The 19,956-nt window shown below is 67.8% G+C and carries 17 protein-coding genes and 2 tRNA genes; 7 read left to right on the top strand and 12 right to left on the bottom strand.

The annotated features are described in order from the left end of the window. Nucleotides 1-1,050: 1,050 nt before the first annotated feature. Nucleotides 1,051-1,123: transfer RNA gene (locus ACWEH3_RS25855), tRNA-Lys, on the bottom strand. A 305-nt stretch (nucleotides 1,124-1,428) separates the two neighbouring features. Between ACWEH3_RS25855 and ACWEH3_RS25850 the strand changes: the two genes are divergently transcribed. Continuing rightward, nucleotides 1,429-2,667 carry a L,D-transpeptidase gene (locus tag ACWEH3_RS25850; RefSeq protein WP_450019757.1) on the top strand — a complete coding sequence of 413 codons (1,239 nt, stop codon included), beginning with the start codon at nucleotides 1,429-1,431 and terminating at the stop codon, nucleotides 2,665-2,667. Between the two features lie 63 nt (nucleotides 2,668-2,730). Here ACWEH3_RS25850 and ACWEH3_RS25845 read toward each other — a convergent pair whose 3' ends face one another. From ACWEH3_RS25845 to orn, 3 genes are all read right to left on the bottom strand, one after another. Further along, nucleotides 2,731-2,982, bottom strand: coding sequence for a hypothetical protein (locus tag ACWEH3_RS25845; protein WP_450019755.1), 252 nt, complete (start codon nucleotides 2,980-2,982; stop codon nucleotides 2,731-2,733). Between the two features lie 603 nt (nucleotides 2,983-3,585). Then, a tRNA-His gene (locus tag ACWEH3_RS25840) sits at nucleotides 3,586-3,661 on the bottom strand. A 55-nt stretch (nucleotides 3,662-3,716) separates the two neighbouring features. Further along, nucleotides 3,717-4,355, bottom strand: a complete 639-nt coding sequence (gene orn, locus ACWEH3_RS25835; protein WP_450019774.1) for an oligoribonuclease — start codon at nucleotides 4,353-4,355, stop codon at nucleotides 3,717-3,719. A 200-nt stretch (nucleotides 4,356-4,555) separates the two neighbouring features. Here orn and ACWEH3_RS25830 point away from each other — a divergent pair, with 200 nt between their 5' ends. Beyond that, on the top strand, nucleotides 4,556-6,241 hold the full coding sequence (locus ACWEH3_RS25830) for a helicase HerA-like domain-containing protein (protein ID WP_450019753.1): 1,686 nt from the start codon (nucleotides 4,556-4,558) through the stop codon (nucleotides 6,239-6,241). 9 nt (nucleotides 6,242-6,250) lie between these two features. On the opposite strand, the gene lysA is transcribed toward ACWEH3_RS25830, so the two are convergent. From lysA to ACWEH3_RS25810, 4 genes are all read right to left on the bottom strand, one after another. Continuing rightward, nucleotides 6,251-7,591 carry a diaminopimelate decarboxylase gene (gene lysA, locus ACWEH3_RS25825; RefSeq protein WP_450019751.1) on the bottom strand — a complete coding sequence of 447 codons (1,341 nt, stop codon included), beginning with the start codon at nucleotides 7,589-7,591 and terminating at the stop codon, nucleotides 6,251-6,253. 142 nt (nucleotides 7,592-7,733) lie between these two features. After that, nucleotides 7,734-8,537 (bottom strand): mycolate reductase, encoded by an 804-nt coding sequence (gene cmrA / locus ACWEH3_RS25820; protein ID WP_450019749.1) that lies wholly within the window; start codon nucleotides 8,535-8,537, stop codon nucleotides 7,734-7,736. 105 nt (nucleotides 8,538-8,642) lie between these two features. Beyond that, nucleotides 8,643-10,673, bottom strand: coding sequence for an FAD-dependent oxidoreductase (locus ACWEH3_RS25815; RefSeq protein WP_450019747.1), 2,031 nt, complete (start codon nucleotides 10,671-10,673; stop codon nucleotides 8,643-8,645). Beyond that, a complete protein-coding gene (locus ACWEH3_RS25810; RefSeq protein ID WP_450019745.1) occupies nucleotides 10,670-11,248 on the bottom strand; it encodes a PadR family transcriptional regulator in 579 nt (192 codons plus the stop codon). Before ACWEH3_RS25810 ends, ACWEH3_RS25815 begins: the two co-directional genes overlap by 4 nt. 124 nt (nucleotides 11,249-11,372) lie before the next feature. Between ACWEH3_RS25810 and ACWEH3_RS25805 the strand changes: the two genes are divergently transcribed. Then, nucleotides 11,373-12,734 carry an MFS transporter gene (locus ACWEH3_RS25805; RefSeq protein WP_450019743.1) on the top strand — a complete coding sequence of 454 codons (1,362 nt, stop codon included), beginning with the start codon at nucleotides 11,373-11,375 and terminating at the stop codon, nucleotides 12,732-12,734. Between the two features lie 64 nt (nucleotides 12,735-12,798). Here the strand turns inward: ACWEH3_RS25805 and ACWEH3_RS25800 are convergent, their stop codons facing one another. Continuing rightward, the gene (locus ACWEH3_RS25800; protein WP_450019741.1) at nucleotides 12,799-13,419 is read right to left on the bottom strand and encodes a TetR family transcriptional regulator; all 621 of its coding nucleotides are present in this window, start codon (nucleotides 13,417-13,419) and stop codon (nucleotides 12,799-12,801) included. Between the two features lie 171 nt (nucleotides 13,420-13,590). Here ACWEH3_RS25800 and ACWEH3_RS25795 point away from each other — a divergent pair, with 171 nt between their 5' ends. The 3 genes from ACWEH3_RS25795 to ACWEH3_RS25785 are packed head-to-tail and all read left to right on the top strand — an operon-like array spanning nucleotide 13,591 to nucleotide 16,198. Continuing rightward, the gene (locus tag ACWEH3_RS25795) at nucleotides 13,591-14,712 is read left to right on the top strand and encodes a ferredoxin reductase (RefSeq protein WP_450019739.1); all 1,122 of its coding nucleotides are present in this window, start codon (nucleotides 13,591-13,593) and stop codon (nucleotides 14,710-14,712) included. A gap of 19 nt (nucleotides 14,713-14,731) precedes the next feature. Beyond that, nucleotides 14,732-15,880, top strand: coding sequence for a fatty acid desaturase family protein (locus ACWEH3_RS25790; protein WP_397077107.1), 1,149 nt, complete (start codon nucleotides 14,732-14,734; stop codon nucleotides 15,878-15,880). After that, entirely contained in the window at nucleotides 15,881-16,198 is a 318-nt protein-coding gene (locus tag ACWEH3_RS25785; RefSeq protein WP_450019737.1) for a hypothetical protein, read from the top strand. It begins immediately after the preceding gene. Here the strand turns inward: ACWEH3_RS25785 and ACWEH3_RS25780 are convergent, their stop codons facing one another. Next, nucleotides 16,199-16,729 carry a DUF4254 domain-containing protein gene (locus tag ACWEH3_RS25780; RefSeq protein WP_452358394.1) on the bottom strand — a complete coding sequence of 177 codons (531 nt, stop codon included), beginning with the start codon at nucleotides 16,727-16,729 and terminating at the stop codon, nucleotides 16,199-16,201. Between the two features lie 387 nt (nucleotides 16,730-17,116). Here ACWEH3_RS25780 and ACWEH3_RS25775 point away from each other — a divergent pair, with 387 nt between their 5' ends. Next, nucleotides 17,117-17,437, top strand: coding sequence for a hypothetical protein (locus tag ACWEH3_RS25775; protein ID WP_450019733.1), 321 nt, complete (start codon nucleotides 17,117-17,119; stop codon nucleotides 17,435-17,437). A 42-nt stretch (nucleotides 17,438-17,479) separates the two neighbouring features. Here the strand turns inward: ACWEH3_RS25775 and ACWEH3_RS25770 are convergent, their stop codons facing one another. Together ACWEH3_RS25770 and ACWEH3_RS25765 are read right to left on the bottom strand one after the other, a co-directional pair. After that, a complete protein-coding gene (locus ACWEH3_RS25770; protein WP_450019731.1) occupies nucleotides 17,480-18,718 on the bottom strand; it encodes an MFS transporter in 1,239 nt (412 codons plus the stop codon). Continuing rightward, nucleotides 18,715-19,890: a PLP-dependent cysteine synthase family protein gene (locus ACWEH3_RS25765; RefSeq protein WP_450019729.1), complete on the bottom strand. Its 1,176-nt coding sequence runs from the start codon at nucleotides 19,888-19,890 to the stop codon at nucleotides 18,715-18,717. The genes ACWEH3_RS25770 and ACWEH3_RS25765 overlap by 4 nt, the downstream gene beginning before the upstream one ends. Between the last annotated feature and the right edge of the window lie 66 nt (nucleotides 19,891-19,956).

Raw genomic sequence — 19,956 nt, 5'->3', positions numbered from 1 at the left:
GCGCTACCTGCGGTCCAGGTTGTCGGCTTCGCGGGGGGGGGGGGGGGGGGGCTTGGGGGCGGGCACGGGGGCCGCCGCCGGCGGGGGGGGGGGGGCGGGGGCGGGAGCGGGTGCGGGCATCGGCGCGGGGATCGCCTCGGCCGCCGGTGCGGCGACCGGAGCGGCGGCGGCCTCGGGCTGCTGCTCGGCCACCATGGCGATGCGAGACGGGACGCTGTTGTCGGCAACGGACGCCGCGGAGCAGGCGGCCACGGCGACGACACCCGCGGCGGCGAAGGCGACGGTGACGGTTTCGCGGAGCGAGGGGCGGCGAAGGGTGGAAAGGCGTCTGTCAGGCATTGCGAATCGGTTCCTTGATCGGGGACTTACTCGATCCGGCCGCAGTTGGGCAGCACGGATCCTGCGGCGTACGCTCGTGTGCGTTCGCCGAAACGGCCATGTGCTGTTGTGTGGTTTTGTTGTGGGGGACGCTGATGTCCCCGGAACGCGACGCTTCGTGCGTGCGGCACCGGATCGCCCTCGGTGGGCTCGGCCGCTTGTCGCGCGAGACTCCGCATCCTCGATGCGGTGAGACGGGCGGAAGTATGGGATTGCGGGTCCGTTGCCGGATTCCGCTCCGCCGATCACGTGGCGGGCAGGTGCCTGCCGTGTGATCGTTACCGAATCGGTGTCTACAACTCCTCGGGCTGACCAAACTTCAGGTCGCTTTGTGACCTGATTGCAGAATGGTCACGCATAGTTAACAGACGGTGAACTGATCATGAACGGCAGGCGCTGACGATCTTGGAAACCCCAGGACGCGGTTGTCGAATCGTTATCCAAGCTGGGAGTTTGCCGTTAAACCTCTTGTGCCGTAGGTCACAGAAATTTTTGGGCGCATGAGTGGATTTCGCGGCGATCGCGGGCGTATAGCTGTCCGAATTGAGGCCACTGGTGCAACTGGGAAAAAGTCCAGGTCACGGTGATGTCACGGGAATCGGGCCATCGTGGAGACGAAAAAAACCGTGCCCTTGCCAGCCGATGACTGGCGAGGGCACGGTTTGCGTGTTGTGCGCCATCAGGGACTCGAACCCCGAACCCGCTGATTAAGAGTCAGCTGCTCTGCCAATTGAGCTAATGGCGCTTGCTCCGTGTTCCGGTGCGGGACAAACCTTAACAGGCCGGGGCCGCAGAAGTGAAATCGTGTCCTGACCGGCGCGGACGTGATGCTCTCCTCCGCCGTAACGCGGGGATTCCCCGCGGTGATCCAGTGGTGGTAACGCTGCAGTGACGGACTAGGTGTTCACATTGGCCAGGACGTGACGCACTGGCAGAATGTCCGATTGTGGTTTCGACCGCCCGCGGACACGGCGGGGTGAGCGGCGTGGCGGTCGGCATCCGAAGCCCTCGGTGTGTCCTGGAGCGCCGAGACTTTGAAACGGGGTTGAAATGAGTTTTGGTCGAGGTCGGCACGTGCGCAAGCCGACTACGAGGCGGTCACTACGCACGTTCGCGGGACCGGTGATAGTTGTCGCGGTCGCCGCGCTGGCATTGACCGGATGTTCGGCATCCGATGCCAAGGACGCGGCTCAGGTGGCCATCGACCGCAACCCCATCACGGAACTGATCAAGCCAAAGTTGTTGTCGCCGGTGAAGGATGGCGAGGTAGGGGTATCGCCGGGCGTCCCGTTGGCGTTCAAGGTGGAAGACGGCAAGTTCACCAACGTGAGCTTGGTCACCCCGCAGGGCAAGGCGGTGGAGGGCAAGCTCGCCGCCGACGGGCGTTCGTGGGAGACCACCGAGGTGCTCGGCTACGGCAAGACCTACCGACTGAAGGCCGACGCGATCGGGCTCGGCGGGGCGAACTCCGCGACGCTGAGTTTCACCACGAGTTCGCCCGGTAACCAGACCAAGCCCTACCTGGTGCCCGGCGAGGCGGAGGTCGTCGGTATCGGACAGCCGGTGGCCGTCCAGTTCGACGAGAACATCCCCGACCGGAAGGCCGCGCAGGATGCGATCAAGATCACTACGGAGCCGCCGGTGGAGGGCGCGTTCTACTGGGTGAACAACCGCGAGGTGCGCTGGCGGCCGGAGCATTTCTGGGCGCCGGGATCGAAGATCACCGTCGATGTGAACGTCTACGGACGTAATCTCGGCAACGGCCTGTACGGGCAGGACAACATCCACTCGTTCTTCACCATCGGCGACGCGATGGTCTTCACCGCCGACGACAACACCAAGCAGGTGACCGTCGAGTTGAACGGCCAGGTGATCCGCACCATGCCGACCTCGATGGGCAAGGACAGCACCCCCACCGACAACGGGGTCTACATCGTGGCCGACCGCCACGAGAAGATCATCATGGACTCCTCGACCTACGGCGTCGCGGTCAACGCGCCCGACGGGTACAAGACGCCGGTCGACTTCGCGACGCGACTGTCCTACAGCGGCATCTTCTTCCACTCTGCGCCGTGGTCGGTCGGTGCGCAGGGGTACAGCAACACCAGTCACGGCTGCCTGAACCTCAGCCCGGCGAACGCGCAGTGGGTCTTCCAGAACGCCAAGCGCGGTGACATCACGATCGTGAAGAACACCGTGGGCGGCACCCTGTCCGGTGTGGACGGCTTGGGTGACTGGAACATCCCGTGGCCGGTCTGGAAAGCGGGCAACGCCGAAGACAATCGCTGAGCCGAAGCGGAACGCCGAACGGGCCACCGGAGCGAATCCGGTGGCCCGTTCAGCGTTCAGGGGTCACGGCAGCATGTTGCAACCCAACTGGGCGTCGCCCAGGATCGCGATGGCGCTGCCGGTGGCGGCGCACAGCAGCTTGCTGCCCGCCGAACCGGTGCCGGAGGAGCCGGTGGTGGCCAGGCCGCCCGCCGATCCGCTCGACGCCGAGCCGGATTCGGGCAGCGGGGGGAGTCCGATTCCCGCGACCGCGGTTCCGCTGGATCCGGTGAGGAGAGTGGCGCCGACGAAGGCTGCGATAACCGCGGAACGCATCACGAGGTGTGTCTTTCTGGTCGAACCGGGAAGGCGCCCCAGCGACACCCTCCCACGTGCACCGCAGTCTACGGACGCATGGCGGATTCTGGAGTGGTTTCGTTTCACATCGCGGCGAGCGTCTGCGGTAAAAGGTTTGGGGCGCAGTGAAAGAGCCTTGCGGGGAGTGTCAGCCGCGCCCGATCGAGCCGACCCAGCTCTCGGTGAGGACGTGGGCCGGTTTCCTCTCGATAGGCGCCACGAAGCGATGCCCGCGACGAACGTGTCAGGACCCGGCCGATGCGGCGACGCGGGTCATGCGGGCGCTCGGCCGCTGCGGAAGATAATTTCCATAGGCGCCGAGACCCGATTCGGTGGTCGGCCGTGGCGGGAGGGCGCGCGCAGGCATGAAATGGCACGCCGCATCGTGACGAATCTCGCGTGTGGACCCATTCGAGTGCAGGCGCTTGCCAAAGGCTGGAGTCTTGGAACATGATCGCCGCCTCGGAGAGATGCGGACGGCTATTTCACGTGGCGTTGCCGATGCGGGGATGAACAGAGTGAAGAAGGCGCCAGCCGTAGTGTGCGAACCGCCTCAGAGGACGGCTCGCACACCGCGACACCTGGGGTGAGCGACGGGACTCGAACCCGCGACAGCCAGGATCACAACCTGGTGCTCTACCAACTGAACTACGCTCACCATCGCCGGTGAAGAACCAGCGGGCTAGATATTAGCGTGTCTACCCGCCCACTCCCTAATCGTTATCTGGCGAGCCGTTGACCTGCGCCGATTCGGTCCGCTGTTCGGCGGTCTCGGAGACCTCGGCGGCGACGGCGGCGATTTCGGTGGTGGAGGGACCGGGCGGCGCGACGAACGCGGTCCGCCGGTAGTACTCCAGTTCCCGGATGGACTCCTGGATGTCGGCCAGTGCGCGATGGCTCAGGCCCTTCTCCGGCTGGCCGAAGTAGATGCGCGGGTACCAGCGGCGGCACAGCTCCTTGATCGAGCTCACGTCGACCATCCGGTAGTGCAGGTGGGCATCCAGCAGCGGCATGTCCCTGGCGATGAAACCGCGGTCGGTGGCGATCGAGTTGCCGGCCAGCGGCACGGTGCGCGGGGTGGGGATGTACTGGCGGATGTAGTCGAGCACGCGCTGCTCGGCCTCTTCGAGGGTGACGGTGGATCGGCGGACCTCGTCGGTCAGCCCGGAGCGCGCGTGCATCTCGGCGACCACGGCAGGCATCGCGGCCAGCGCGTCGTCCTCGGCGTGGATGACGATGTCCACGCCCTCGCCGAGGATGTTGAGATCGCTGTCGGTCACGAGTGCGGCCACCTCGATCAGCTTGTCGCTGTCCAAGCGCAAGCCGGTCATCTCGCAATCCATCCACACCATGTATTTGTCGGACACCCGTGCAACATTAGCCGGGCGAAGGTCCGGTGCCTGCGATACGGCTCGGCAACCCCGAAGCCGCCGATGCAGGCAGGAATCCGACCGGCGGCGATACAGTTTCTTCCAGATCGGCACCCGGCGTTTTCGGTGCGGCAGCAAACATTGAGTGAAGCAGCCCGGTCGAGCCAGGACGGAGACGTGCGATGACCACCCCGCAGGAGAAGGCGGCCGCGGCGCGCAAAGCGGCCGACGAGGCGGCGCGGATCGCGGCGGAGGCCTCCGCCGCCGCGGAGGCCGCGGAACGTGAACTGGCCGAGCAGACGGGTGGAGCCGGTGCCGCCGAAGGAAGAGACGAACCGTCCCCGGGCTCGACCGCCGCACAAGAGATCGCCGCGGGCTACGCGTTCGAGGGCGCCGCGCTGGAACTGGGCACCGTGGTGGTCGACGCGAGGGTGGATTCCGGTGCGCGCGTCCGTATCCCGATGCGGATGATGAACCGGCACGGTTTGGTCGCGGGGGCGACCGGCACGGGGAAGACGAAAACCCTCCAAGGCATCGCGGAGCAACTGTCGAGCGCCGGGGTTGCGGTGGTGCTGGCCGATATCAAAGGCGACCTGTCGGGTTTGGCCGAGCCGGGCCGATCGAGCGAAAGACTCGCCACGCGGATCGCGGAGACCGGCGCCGCGGACTGGGCGGCGACCGGCTTCCCCACCGAGTTCGTGTCGCTGGGCACCACCGGGGCGGGGCTTCCGATCCGCGCCACGATCAGTTCGTTCGGCCCGGTTCTGCTGAGCAAGGTGCTCGGGCTGAACGAGACGCAGGAATCCACCCTCGGCCTGATCTTCCACTGGGCCGACCGCAACGGCCTCGCGCTGCTGGACCTGAAGGACCTGCGCGCCGTGATCACCCATCTGACCAGCCCCGAGGGAAAGGAGGATCTGAAGGGCATCGGCGGTGTCTCCGCGGCCACCGCGGGAGTGATCCTGCGCGCCTTGGCGAATCTGGAGGCCGACGGCGGCGACACGTTCTTCGGCGAGCCGGAACTCGACCCGGCCGACCTGGTGCGGGCGGTGGACGGAAAAGGGGTGATCACGCTCTTCGAGCTGGGTGCCGAGGCGGCACGGCCGGTGATGTTCTCCACATTCCTGATGTGGGTGCTGGCCGACCTGTTCCAGACCCTGCCGGAGGTCGGCGACGTGGAGCGCCCCGAGCTGGTCTTCATCTTCGACGAGGCGCACCTCCTGTTCTCCGACGCCTCGAAGGCGTTCTTGGATCAGGTGGAGCAGACCGTCAAACTGATCAGGTCCAAGGGAGTGGGTGTGTTCTTCTGCACACAGTTGCCCACCGATATCCCGAATCCGGTGTTGTCCCAGCTCGGCGCGCGCATCCAGCACGCGTTGCGCGCGTTCACCCCGGACGACCAGAAGGCGTTGGCCAAGACCGTCCGCACCTACCCGAGGACCGGTGTATACGACCTGGAGCAGGCGCTGACCTCCCTCGGCACCGGCGAGGCGATCGTGACGGTGCTGTCCGAGCAGGGCGCGCCGACGCCGGTGGCCTGGACCAGGATGCGGCCGCCCCGGTCGCTGATGGACACCATCGGCGTGGACGCGATCCGGTCGCGGGCGCTGTCCAGCTCGCTGGCCTCGAAGTACGCCCGGACCATCGACCGGGAATCGGCCTACGAACTGCTGGCCGCCAAGGTGGCCGACGCGACGCGGGAGCCGGAACCGGCGCCCGTCCCCGGCCGTGGCGTGAACCGCGTGGAAGAGGAGTCCGCCGCCGAGCGGATCATGCGGAATCCCGCGGTCCGCGGCTTCCTGCGCTCGGCCGCCACCGCGGCGGGACGCGAGATCACCCGCAGTCTGTTCGGCACCCGGCGCCGCTGAGCGCGCCGGTCAGCCGACTTCGCGGGCGAGCAGGTCCGCCGTCGTTTCTCTGCGTACCAGTTCGCGGGCGCGGCCGTGGTGAACGGCGATGATCGGCGGCCGCCCGACAGTGTTGTAGGACGAGGCCAGGCTGTGATGGTAGGCGCCGGTGCACGGCATCGCGAGCACCTCGCCGGGGCGCAGGTCGGCGGGCAGCCGGACGTCGGCGGTGAGGATGTCGCCCGCCTCGCAGAAGCGACCGGCGACCGTCGCGGTCATCTGCGGACCGCACGGGTGGCGGTTGGCGACCACGACCTCGTAGCGCGCGCCGTAGAGCGCGACGCGCGGGTTGTCGCTCATCCCGCCGTCCACGGTGACGTAGGTGTGACCGCCTTCGACGTGCTTGATCGAGAGCACTCGGTACAGCGTCACCCCGGCCCTGGCGACGACGGCGCGGCCGGGTTCCAGCGCGAGGACCGGGCGCGGGAAGTGGTGGCGGGCGCAGGCGGCGTCGAGGGCGTCCTCGAGGATGTCGGCGAGTTCGGCGAGATTCATTTCGGCGTCACCGGCGCGATAGGCCACCGCGTGTCCGCCGCCGAGATCCAGTTGGGTCAGCACGACGCCGTGGTCTTGCCGCACTTGCGCCATCGCGGCGACCAAGCGCCGCACCGCCTCGCCGTAGTGATCCGGGTTGTGGATCTGCGAGCCCAGATGGCAGTGGAAGCCGACCAGGATGAGGTTCGGTTGGCGCAGCACACGGTCGACCGCCTCGGCGGCCGAATCGCTGCCGAGGGGGAAGCCGAACTTCTGGTCGCGCACACCGGTGCGCACCGCCGGATGACCGTGGACATCGATGCCGGGGGACAGCCGCAGCAACACCTGCTGTGGCTTCGTGGCCAGGGCGGACAGCAGCGTGATCTCGGTGTGCGAGTCGATCACGATGCGGCCGACCCCGCTGCGCACGGCGGTGGCCAGTTCGTCGAACGACTTCCCGTTGCCGTGCAGGACGATGCGCGCGGGGTCCACACCGGCCGCCAGCGCGACGGCCAGTTCGCCCGCCGAGCACACGTCGACCGAAAGGCCTTCTTGGGTAACCCAATCCAGCACCGACCGGATCATCAGGGCCTTGCCCGCGTAGATGATCTCGGCCTCGGGAAAAGCTTTGCGATAGGCCCGGCAGCGGGACCGTACCTCCTGCTCGTCCAGGACGTAGGTGGGCGTCCCGTACTGATCGGCGATGTCGGCGAGAGCGACGCCGCCGAGGGTGATACCGCCGTCGCCGTCGTAGTGCGTGTTCCGCGGCCAGACCGCGGCATCCAGGCGCGAAGGTGATCCCGACCGCAATGACGGGAGGATGTCGAGCAGCGTCACGATGTTCTCCTGGGTCGCCCCCGCTTTCTCGAATTGCGGGGCCGATGCCAGGACTACGCCGGGTGCGGGGCCGGTGGGCCGGTCATTTGCGGATCCTTGACCACCGGGCGTCGCTTATTGACAGCTCGCTGACGCGGCTGGCTCAGCTGCCGAGTTTCTTGTAGAACGCGCCGGCGATGGGAGCGGTGACCGCGCGCGGGCCGTACTGTCCCGCCACACTCATTCCCTTGCTGATCAGGCCGGGGACCACGCGCATCTTGTTGCGGGCGAGCGCGTCGATGGACATCTTCGCGGTGGATTCCGAGGAGACCCACATGAAGTCGGGCACCATCCGGTCGACGATGGAGGCGTCGGCGGGATCCGGGGTCTCGGTGCGGACCGGGCCGGGCGCCAGCAGGGTGACGTGCACCCCGGAGCCTTTCAGCTCGCCGCGCAGCGATTCGGAGAAGGTGTTGGCGAACGCCTTGCTCGCGGCGTAGGTGGCGTTGTTCGGGATCGGCATGTTGCCCGCGGCCGAGCCGCTGATCAGGATGCCGCCGCTGCCGCGTGCGAGCATGCCGGGCAACACGGCCAGCGTCAGGTCGTGCACGGCGACGGCGTTGAGTTCCATCTGCGCGCGCTCGTAGGCCGGGTCGAGTTCGGCGATGGCGCCGAAGGTCGCGATGCCCGCGTTGTTGCACAAGACGGCGATCTCGCGGGTCGCCAGTTCTTCCACCAGTACGGCGCGCTGCTCGCGGTCGGCCAGGTCGACCGCGCGCACCTCGGCGGTGATGCCGTGGGCCAGGGTCAGTCGCTGCGCGAGCTCGGTGAGCAGCTCCTCGCGGCGGGCGACCAGGATCAGCGAGTAGCCGCGGGCGGCGAGTTCGGCGGCGAGCGCGGTGCCGATGCCGGAGGAGGCGCCGGTGACGACCGCGCGGTTCTCGGAAGTGGGGGAGGGCAGGCTCACCCGATGCAGCCTAGGCGACGTGACGCAGTGGTCCGCCGCACGATCCCCGGCGCGGTTCCGTGCCGCGGTCACGGCGGCCGGGCGTCGGGCCCGGCCGCCGCCCGCTCACAGCCGTGCGGCCAGCCGGGTGCCCTGGTCGATGGCTCGTTTGGCGTCCAGCTCGGCAGCCAGTTCGGCGCCGCCGATGAGGTGCGGGCTCATCCCGGCGGCGCGCAGCGGGGCCTCTAGGTCGCGCACGGATTCCTGGCCCGCGCAGACGATGACGTTGTCGACCGGGATCAATTGCGGCCGTTGTCGTTTCGCTCCGAAGCTGATGTGCAGGCCGTTGTCGTCGATACGCTCATAGTTCACGCCGCCGATCTGCTCGACGCCCTTGGCCTTCAGCGCGGCCCGATGCACCCACCCGGAGGTCTTGCCCAGGTCCTTCCCGAACGGAGTGGTCTTGCGTTGCAACAGAACGACTTCGCGCGCCGCCGGAGCCGGCCTGGGCGTGGTGAGCTGTCCGGGGGCCTGCTCGTCGTCGGAGGTGACGCCCCACTCCTCCTTCCACTCGTCCAGCTTGAGGGCGGGATGCCCCTCCACGGTGAGGAATTCGCTGACGTCGTAGCCGATGCCGCCCGCGCCGATCACGGCGACGCGCTTGCCGACCGGCTTCTCCTCTCGCACCAGCTCGGCGTAGGACAGCACCATGGGGTGGTCGATACCGGGGATGTCCGGGATCCGCGGCTGTACGCCGGTGGCGAGCACGACCTCGTCGTAGCCGCCCGCGATGAGTTCGGCGGCGCCGACCCGCTTGTTCAGGTGCACCGTGACGCCGGTGAGCTCGAGCATCCGGGTGTAGTACCGGATCGACTCACTGAATTCTTCCTTGCCCGGGATGCGGCGGGCGATGTCGAACTGGCCGCCGATCTTGTCGTCGGCCTCGAACAGGTCGACGCGATGGCCGCGTTCGGCGAGGCTCACCGCCGCCGAGAGCCCGGCCGGGCCCGCGCCGACCACGGCGACGCGCTTGGTGCGGCGGGTCGGCAGCAGCTTCAGCTCGGTCTCGTGCCCGGCGCGCGGATTGAGCAGGCAGGACACGGTCTTGTGCTGGAAGGCGTGATCGAGGCACGCCTGGTTGCACGCGATGCAGGTGTTGATCTCGTCGACCCGATCCTGAGCGGCCTTGTTCACCCACTCCGGATCGGTGAGGAAGGGACGGGCCAGCGAAATCAGCTGCGCGTCACCGCGGGTCAAGATCTCCTCGGCCACCTCGGGCATGTTGATCCGGTTCGACGCGCACACCGGGATGGTCACCCGCGCGGTGATCTTCGCGGTGAATTCGACGAAGGCGGCACGGGGTACCGAGGTGACGATGGTGGGCACTCGCGCTTCGTGCCAGCCGATGTCGGTGTTGAGGATGTTCACCCCGGCGGCTTCGAGTTCCACGGCCAGCGCGACGATCTCGTCGAAGCTCTGTCCCTTCTCCACCAGCTCGGCCATGGACAGCCGGAACACGATGATGAAGTCCGGGCCGACCGCGGCGCGGGTGCGGCGCACGATCTCCACCGCGATCCGGCGCCGGTTCTCCGGGGAGCCGCCCCACGCGTCCGTGCGCTTGTTGGTGCGCGGCGCGAGGAACTGGTTGATGAAATATCCTTCACCGCCCATGATCTCGCAGCCGTCGTAGCCCGCGAACTGGGCCAGCTTCGCGCAGCGGGCGTAGTCGTCGATGGTGCGCTCGATGCCTTTGGCCGACAGCGCGCGCGGCCGGAACGGGTTGATGGGCGCCTTGATGGACGACGCCGACACACTGCCCGGCATGTAGGAGTAGCGACCCGCGTGCAGGATCTGGATGGCGATCTTGCCGCCGTGCTCGTGCACCGCTTTGGTGATCGTGCGGTGCCGGTACGCTTCGGTTTTGTTGGTCAGCTTGGCGCCGAAAGGCAGCAGCCAGCCTGCGCGATTCGGCGCGTAGCCGCCGGTGATGATCAGGCCCGCGCCGCCGCGTGCTCGTTCGGCGAAGTAGGCGGCCAGTTTGTTGGTGTCCCAGGCGCGGTCCTCCAGCCCGGTGTGCATCGACCCCATCACCACGCGATTGCGCAGGGTGGTGAAGCCGAGATCGAGCGGCTCGAACAAATGGGGGAAGGAGCTCATGGGGCAGGTCGCCTTTCTCCGTCCGCGTGCCGGGCTGTCGCGCGCGGGTGTAGTGCTTGCAGAACTTCGTCGCACCATTCGACGAATCCGGCCTCCACGCGGACGCCCGCGCGCAGGACGAGGTACTGGTGCAGGGCCGTCCCGGCGAGCCGCTCGGGAGCGGGGAAGTCGTGTTTCTCGATGTGCCGGTACAGCTCGAGCCGCTGGGCGTGCTGGTCGCGGTGGCGGGCCACCTCCGCGCGCAACGCGGTGATGTCGCCGTACGCGGCGGCGCGGATCTTCACGGCGAGTTCGTTGCGCGGAGTGGCGGAATCGCTCGGTTCGGCGATCCAGCGCGCGAGTTCGGCGCGTCCGGTCTCGCTCACCGAGTAGACCTTCTTGTCCGGCCTGCCCTCCTGGATCACCGTCTCGCCGTCGACCCAGCCGGACTCCTCCATGCGCTTGAGGACGCGATAGATCTGCTGGTGGGTCGCGCTCCAGAAGTAGCCGATGGACTTGTCGAAGCGGCGCGCCAGCTCGTACCCCGAGCCGGCGCGCTCGGTCAGCGATACCAGCAACGCGTGCTCGAGTGCCATGCGGTGAGGATAGCCGTGACACTCGGTACTATGCAACTAGGTGCATAAGAATCCGCCGTGTTCGTCGCGGCCGGACCCGATTTCGGCCCGCCTCGTAACCGTCTCGCGCATTAAGCTGCGCGGCATGACCGAGGTGAACGCCCAGGCGACAGTCGGGCAGGCCGCCGGGCGCGGGCAAGTGGTGGCGTGGGGGCTGTGGGATTGGGGATCTTCGGCATTCAACGCCGTGATCCTCACCTTCGTCTTCTCGGTGTATCTCACCGACAAGGTCGGCGACGATCTGCCCGGCGGTGTCTCCGCCAGCGCGTGGCTGGGGTGGGCACTCGGCATCGCGGGCCTGATCGTGGCGTTGACCGCGCCGGTCAGCGGACAGCGCTTCGACGCGTCCGCGAAACGCAAGGGCTCGCTCGGTGGGTTGACCGCACTGACCATCGCGGCGATGACGCTGATGTTCTTCGTGCACGACGACTACCACGACCTGTGGTTCGGGCTGGCGCTGCTGGCGTTCGCGTCGGCCTGCTTCGAACTGGCGAACGTGCCGTACAACGCGATGCTGCGGCAGGTCTCCACGCCGCAGACCGTCGGCCGGGTCTCCGGATTCGGTTGGGCGATGGGTTATTTCGGTGGCATCTTCCTGCTGCTGATCTGCTATTTCGGCTTCATATCCGGCGAGGGAGACAACCGCGGGCTGCTCGGCGTGCCCACCGACCAGGGACTCAACATCCGCCTGGTCGCCGTGTTGGCCGCCGTCTGGTTCGCCGCCTTCGCGTTGCCGGTGCTGTTCGCGGTCCCCGAACTGCCACGGACGAACGCCGATCCCGGCGCGGCGAGCGCGGGGTTCCTCGGCTCGTACCGGGTGTTGTGGCGTGACCTGCGCGAGCTGTGGCGCGTCGACCGGCGCACGGTCGGCTTCCTGGTGGCCAGCGCCGTCTTCCGGGACGGCCTCGCCGGGGTGTTCACCTTCGGCGCGGTGCTCGCCGTGCGGGTCTACGGGATCGCCGACTCGGATGTGCTGCTGTTCGGCATCGTGGCCAATGTCGTTGCGGCGCTGGGTGCGATCGTCGCGGGACGCTTCGACGACCGGGCCGGACCGAAGATCGTCATCGTGGTGTCCCTGGCCGCGATGCTGCTGTGCGGGCTGGCGCTGCTGGTGGTATCCGGCCCATTGATGTTCTGGATCTTCGGCTTGCTGCTCACCGTCTTCGTCGGCCCGGCACAGGCGGCGGCGCGCTCGTTCCTGACCCGCCTCGCGCCGCCGGGCCGGGAGGGTCAGCTCTTCGGCTTGTACACGACCACCGGGCGCGCGGTGTCCTTCCTCGCCCCGAGCCTGTTCGGCTTGTTCGTCTGGCTGTTCGGTTCGGACCGGGCGGGGATCGCGGGCCTGTTGGTCGTGCTCGCGGCCGGGCTCGCGGTGCTGCTGCCGGTGCGGTCACCGGATCCGGTCACGGCGCGCGGCGATGTCGAGGTGCCACGGTCCGCCGAGTGAGTTCCGGTCGCGGCGGGCGGCGGCGTCGAGGAGCCACGGCCCGCCGAGCGAGTTCGGCGGCGGATCAGCGCCCCTTCGGTGGCCGCCAGCCGCCCATGCCGAGTGCGATCAAACGCATCTGCTGGACGGTGCGGTCGATGATCGCCTGCTCGTCGCGCGGTGCGGCCGATACGTAGGCGGCGATCCCGTCGGTCACCGTGCTGACCATCAGGTCGGCGGCGATCTCCAGGTCTCGCGGCGTCCAGGAGTCCAGGGCCCGGATGCGGGAGAGGTCGGCGACGAGCTCCCGGACGATCAGTTGGATCTCCCGGGCGATGGCCGTGCGCAAGGCGGCGGACCCGCCGTGGCGCTCCCTGGTGAGGAAGCCGAACAGCTCACGTTTGGGGCCCACTTGCGCGAACACGAAGCGCACCGTGTCCGACAGGCCCGCGTCGGCATTGCGGCGGACTTCGCGCAGCGCCAGCCGCAGCGCGGTGACGCCGTCGTCGACCAGCGTGGCGCCGAGGTCCTCCAGCGACGCGAAGTGCCGATAGAACGCCGTCGGCACGATGCCGGCGGAGCGGGCGATCTCCCGCAGGCTGAGCGCGGCGAATCCGCGTTCGGCGGCCAACGCGAGCGTGCCGTCCAGGAGCGCCTGCCTGGTCCGCTCCTTGCGTTCGCCTCGGGTAGCTGCCTGCTCACTCATCTCGGTGAGCATACATCCGTTCACCATTCGACCTATCCCCAGATGTAGTTCGAGTCACATGTTTCGCCGGTTGACACCTCACCCCCGTCATCCGTCACACTAGTTGAGTGTACAGACGTGCACTGAAATTCCAGCCGCACGTCGTCAGTCCGACAAAGGTACGGAGAACAAATGGTGGATCTCATCAACTTGGTGCAGACCCTGACCTCGCCGCACCCGCTGGATCGGTACCTCGAGCTGGTCCGCCCCACCCTCACGGTGCGGGACATGCGGGCCGAAATCACTCACGTGCGCCGGTCGGCGCCGGGCTCGGTGACGCTCACGCTGCGCCCCACCCGGCACTGGAAGGGCCACGTCGCGGGACAGTACGTCCAGATCGGCGTGGTCATCGACGGCGTACGGCACACGCGGTGCTACTCGCCGGTGAACCCGGAAGGCGGTCGGGATCGTCATATCCAGCTGACCGTGAAAGCGCATCCGGACGGTTTGGTGTCGCAGTACCTGTACCGCCATGCCGCCCCCGGCATGGTGGTCGACCTGGCGCCCGCCGACGGCGTGTTCCGGCTGCCCGAGTCGCGGCCGCGGCGCGTCCTGCTGATCAGCGGTGGCAGCGGCATCACGCCGGTGCTGTCCATGCTGCGCACGCTCGCCGCGGAGGACCATCCGGGCGAGGTCGTCTTCCTGCACTACGCCAAGTCGCCCGCTGTGCTGCCGCACCGAGCGGAACTGGACGCGATCGCTGCGCGGCATCCGAACTTCCGCATCGAGCTGCGCTATCCGCATCGCATGCCGGATCTGGCGCCTCGGGCGGATTCGGATGCGCCGTGGGTGGATCTCGCCCAGCCGAAGGGCGGCGGGTACTTCGACTACGACGAACTGGAGCGCGTCGCGCCTTGGTTCGCCGACGCGCAGACCTTCGTCTGCGGCCCGCCGTCGCTGATGGACGCGGTGCGCACGATCTATCAGGCCGAGCAACTCGAGGACCGGCTGCACTCCGAGGAGTTCACGCTGTCGGTCGCGCCGGTGGACGCCGCCGACGCACACGGCACCGTCAACTTCTCGGCCAGCGGCGTGAGCGCCGGCAACACCGGCGCCACGTTGCTCGAGCAAGCCGAATCCGCCGGTCTCACGCCCGAGTACGGCTGCCGCATGGGGATCTGCTTCTCCTGCACAGCGGTGCGCCGCTCCGGTTGCACGCGCAATCTGCGCACCGGCGAGACCGACACCGACCCCGACCAGCCGATCCAGCTGTGCATCAACGCGCCGGTCGGCGACGTCGACATCGACATCTGATTCACGAAGGGGACCAACCATGACCATCCTGACCGAAACCGAGAACGGACCGCTGGTCCTGAGCCCGGACCAGATCGAGGAACTCGGCCGCGAACTCGACGAGCTGCGCGCGGCCATCGTCGCCGACCTCGGCGAGCGCGACCGGGAATACCTGTACTCGATCATCAAGGCACAGCGGGGATTCGAGATCGCCGGGCGCGGCCTGATGTATCTCGGCTTCCTTCCGCCCTTCTGGCTGGCCGCCGTGGCGGCGCTGAGTGTGTCGAAGATCCTGGACAACATGGAGATCGGCCACAACGTCATGCACGGCCAGTACGACTGGATGCGCGAGCCCGGCCTGAATTCCCGTGTGTTCGAATGGGACACGGTCTGCCCGGCCGACCAGTGGAAGCACTCGCACAACTACCTGCACCACACCTACACCAACATCCACAACAAGGACCGCGACATCGGCTACTCCATCCTGCGCATGGACGAGGCGCAGGAATGGAACGTGCTCCGGCTCGGCCAGCCGCTGTACGCCTTCGTGCTCATGATGCTGTTCGAGTGGGGTGTGATGGGCCACGACCTCGAGGTCGAGAACATCCTGGCGGGTAAGAAGAAGTGGCCGGAGGTCAAGAACCTGATCCTCGGTCAGTGGCGCAAGGCGGGCAAGCAGGTGCTCAAGGACTACCTGGTGTTCCCCGCGCTGACCGGACCGCTGTTCTTCCACACGCTGGCGGGTAACGTCACCGCCAACCTGGTGCGCAACGTGTGGGCCTTCGCCATCATCTTCTGCGGACACTTCCCGGCCGGCGTACAGACGTTCACCGAGGAGGAGACCGCGGACGAGACCCGCGGCGAGTGGTACATCCGGCAGATGCTCGGCTCGGCCAACATCACCGGCAGCAAGCTGTTCCACATCATGTCCGGGAATTTGTCGCATCAGATCGAACACCATCTGTTTCCCGATCTGCCCGCGAGCCGTTATCCGGAGATGGCGCCTACCGTCCGCGCATTGTGTGAAAAGTACGGTTTGCCGTACAACACCGGCTCGCTCGGTAAGCAGATCGGCTCGGTGTGGAAGAAGATTTTCAAGCTGGCACTTCCGCCGCGCTGGGTCGAGAGCGAACCGTCTCCCGGTGTTATCGTGATGCGTCAGCGAAAGGCGAGCGAAGCGGGCGTGTGAATGATCGGGAAATTCGAAAGCAACAAGGATCTCATTCAGGAATTGACGTCGTCCGGTGCCAGGCACGTCGGCAATATCGCCAACATCATCACGGGGACGGTCGCCGAGGTCACCAGGGAGATCGGTGAGTGGATCACCGACGCCATCGAGATGAACGAGGCGGCGGCCGCGGCGCGCCGGGACGCGGAGGCGCAGCGGGATCTCGATCGTGACCTCGACGCCGAGACCGAGGTCACGGTCACGAAACCGCGGGCGGACGCGACGGAGGCGTTCCTCGACGCCGAGGTCGTCGAGCCGGGCGTCGACGAGCCGCGCTGATCACCAGACCGGCAGCCTGCGCCGATGCTCGATGACGTCGGTGATCAGATCCTGATAGCCGTCGACCAGCTCGGCCAGCCTGGACCACTGCAGGTGGGCCTCACCGCCCGCCTGCCCCGGGTGCGGCCCGGTCGTGATCTCGTCGTCCAAGGAGTGTCGGGCCGAGACCCATTTCGCCGCGATTCGGTCGATGACCGCGCCGAGTGTCTCGGTATGCAGGGAGGCGCCCTCTCGGTGCTGCACGTTCTCCGCCACCCAGGCGTCGATCCGCCCGATCCATTCCGCGCGGCAGCGGTCGATGTGCTCCACTTGCTGGGTGCAGGCGGCGACACGGGTGCTGGATGCCTCCGGGGCGTGTGATCGCTCGACTGTCCGCTGCCGTCGCTCGTGGCAGTCGACGAGCTTCCGCGCGGCGTGCAGCACGCTGTGCCGGTGCTGGTTCTCGCCGGGTTCGCGAATCGCGCGAAGCAGTGCGGCGGGCGGCGGCAGCTCTTGGGCTCCGAAACTGCGCTGAGCGTATTCGGTGGGCATGACATACCTCTGCGACACGATGAATCCTGGATGCGCCAGGGCCGAGGGGGATTTCGGGGAGGGGCGCCCCTCGGCTCCGGCGCAGTCCCGCACCCGGATGCCATCCCGCGTTCCACCAGCACGGCAGAGAAACCGGGAAATCCGCGACGATGCGGGAGAAGACGGTCCGAGAAATCAGGACACTTTCAGGAAAGCGCGGTAACCGAAGCCGCGCAATACTCTGGTCTGTGAATCCGAAAGCTGCCGGGAAATCGTTATGTTCCATTACGGATCGGTCAACCGGACCGGCGCTCGGCGGTGCGTTCTCGAAATTGTCGAGCGTATGAGCGGCAACCGATTCGGTGCGCGCGCTGCGCGCCGCCGCCGCATGGGCTAGCCTCGGTATTCGTGCCCGCCTACGTGTCATCGCCGGAGCTGACATTCGGCTTCATGTTCGCGCTGGAAGACCCCGAGCGAATCGCGGAGGTCGTGCGTGATCTGATCGTCCGCAAGACCGTCTCGGTCTTCCGTCTCGCCCGGCTGTCCGACGACGACGGCCCGCCGGAGCGCTACGTGGTCAACTGGGCGGTCATCCCGCAGATCTCGATCACCACCGCCGCGCCGGACGAGGAGGAGCTGCGCACCACCCGCACCATGCTGGTCAACGCTTTTCTCAGTGAGGATGGCGAGGTCAGCCTGTATTCGGCGCAGTCGAGCGGACCGGCCTGACCGGACCGTCCCGGAGGCGCACGTCCAGGACGGTCCGATCGATCACCCGACCGGTAGCGGTGCGTCGAGCCGTCCGGAGCGGGCGAGCGCGAACAGGCCCGCCGCCGCGGCCGCTCCCACGGCGACGAGCGCGGCCCACGCCAGTGCGCTCATCCCGGCCTCGCGCGTGCGGTCCAGCAGCGTTCCGATGCCCAGATTCCCGAGCAGGATGCCGATGCCGACGATGGTGTTGTAGAGGCCGTAGTGCGTCGCCACCAGGCGGTTGCCCGACAACGCGACCACGGTGTCCATCTCGAACGGAAACACCGCTGCCGCACCGATTCCCAGCGCGGCGGCGGTCAGCAGCAGTGCGCCGATCGCGGGCCACACGCCGAAGCCGGTGCCAGGGATCACCATCAGCGGCACGAACGCCGACGCGAGTATCGCCATGCCGAATGCCAGGCTGTGCGCGCGGCCCCACCGCTGCCCGAACCAGCGGGTGATACGCAGTTGCCCGGCGATCGCGATCAACCCGGACAGCACGAACACCGCCGTCATCAGCACAGTCGCCGAATCGCCCGCGATCCGTGCGGCGTGCACGGGCAACGCCAGGTAGACCTGGAAGGCCAGGACCGAAGAACTGATCATCGCCGCGGCGAACAGCAGGAACGGGCGGTTGGCCAGCGCCACGCGCCAATCGTCCAGCACCGAGGTGGTTTTCGGCTCGGCGCGGTGCTGCGGGAGCGCGCGTAACTGGGCCAGCGTCAGCACGCCGAACACCACCGCCGCGCCCGTGGCGGTCGCGCGGAAGTCGACGGTCATCAGCGCGACCCCGGCGATCGGGCCGAACAGTATGCCCGCCTGGTAGAAGACGTTGAACACGGCGAACGCCTCCACGCGGCGCTCGCCCGAGTCGATTGCCAGATACGCGCGGACCGCCGGGTTGAACAACGCGCCCGCGAAGCCGGTCGCGGCCGAGGCCACCAGCAGCGCGGGCAGCGTGTCCGCGACCGCGAGCAGCGCGAAACCGCCGGTGCGCAGCAGGCATCCGGCCACGATGAGCGGCTTGTAGCCGAGTCGATCGGCCAGCGTGCCGCCGACGAGGAACATGCCCTGCTGGGCGAAGTTGCGGATACCGAGGACGAGCCCGACCGCCCACGCGGCCAGCCCGAGCGGACCGGCCAGGTAACCGGCCAGGTAGGGCATCAGCATGTAGAAGCCGGTGTTGATGGCGAATTGATTGACCATCAGCATCCGGCTGGGACGGTTGAAGCCGCGGTAGGTGGCGATCAGATCGGTCATCGCGTCCGCTCCTTCCCGGCGGCGCCGCGGGGATCGACGACCGTCGTGCACCGGGTCCACGAGAGCGCGACGGCGTCGGCCGGATGCGCGATGCGCAGCGGTGCGGTGGGTGGTGCGATGTCGAGCAAGCCGTGCTCGCGGCAGTAGTCGTCGTTGTACACCGTGTCGAAGTAGCGCAGCGGTCCGTCGGGAAAGACCGCGGCGATCCGCGTGGCCGCATCGCCGGTGCGGGCCAGCCAGCCCGCGACCAGGGCGACCGCGCCGACGCTCCAGCCGCCGCTGGCGTGGTGTGTCGCGGCGAGTCTGCGGCAGGCCCAGACCGCCTCCGCGGGCGCGACCCAGTGCACCTCGTCGAACGCCGAATAGTCGACGTTGTCCGGATGGATACTCGAACCCAGTCCGCGCATCAGCCGTGGCCCCGCGGGCTGTCCGAAGATCGTGGACGCCACCGTGTCGACGCCGACCAAGCGCAGGTGCGGAAAGTATCGGCGCAGCGTGCGCGTGATCCCCGCGGAATGGCCACCTGTGCCGACCGAGCAGACCAGGACGTCGATCCGTCCCAGTTGCGCGACCAGCTCGAGTGCCAGGGTCTCGTAGGCGTCGCGGTTGTCGGGGTTGCGGTACTGGTCGGGACACCACGCCTGGGGATCTCGCGCCAGCAGCTCGGCGACGCGGTCACGGCGCGCCTGCTGCCAGCCGCCGGTGGGGTGCGGTTCGGTGACCAGTTCCACGCGCGCGCCGTAGGCCGCGAGCATGCGGCGCATGAGCGGTTCCAAGCCGGGGTCGGTGACCAGCGTGACCGGATGGTGATACACCATGCCCGCCAGCGCCAGGCCCAAACCGAGTGTGCCACTGGTCGATTCGATGATCGGGGCGCCCGGTGCGAGGTCACCGCGCGCGATGGCGCGTTCGACCATGTGCAGCGCGGGCCGGTCCTTCATGCCGCCGGGGTTGGCGCCCTCCAGCTTGGCCCAGAAGCCGAGGCCGTCCGGTCGCGTTGTGCCGCAGAGCGGTTCGGTGATCCAGAGCACGGGCGTGTTGCCCACCATGGTGGCCGGACGCGGACAGCGCAGGGCCGCCGTCAGGAGACTCGCCGGGCTCGCGAGCGGGGTCGTCTCCAATTCGCGCGGAGCGGGATCGGGCACAGCCGGGTTCTGCAGCGCAGAAGTCATGGGGAATCGTCGATTCTGTGCGGTCGCTGTCGCAGCGACGGTGTGAGTGCGGACTTCGCACGAACA

This window comes from Nocardia sp. NPDC004718 (assembly GCF_053601535.1).
The sequence above is the reverse complement of the archived record's forward strand: the minus strand, read 5'-3'. Positions and strand labels throughout refer to the sequence as shown.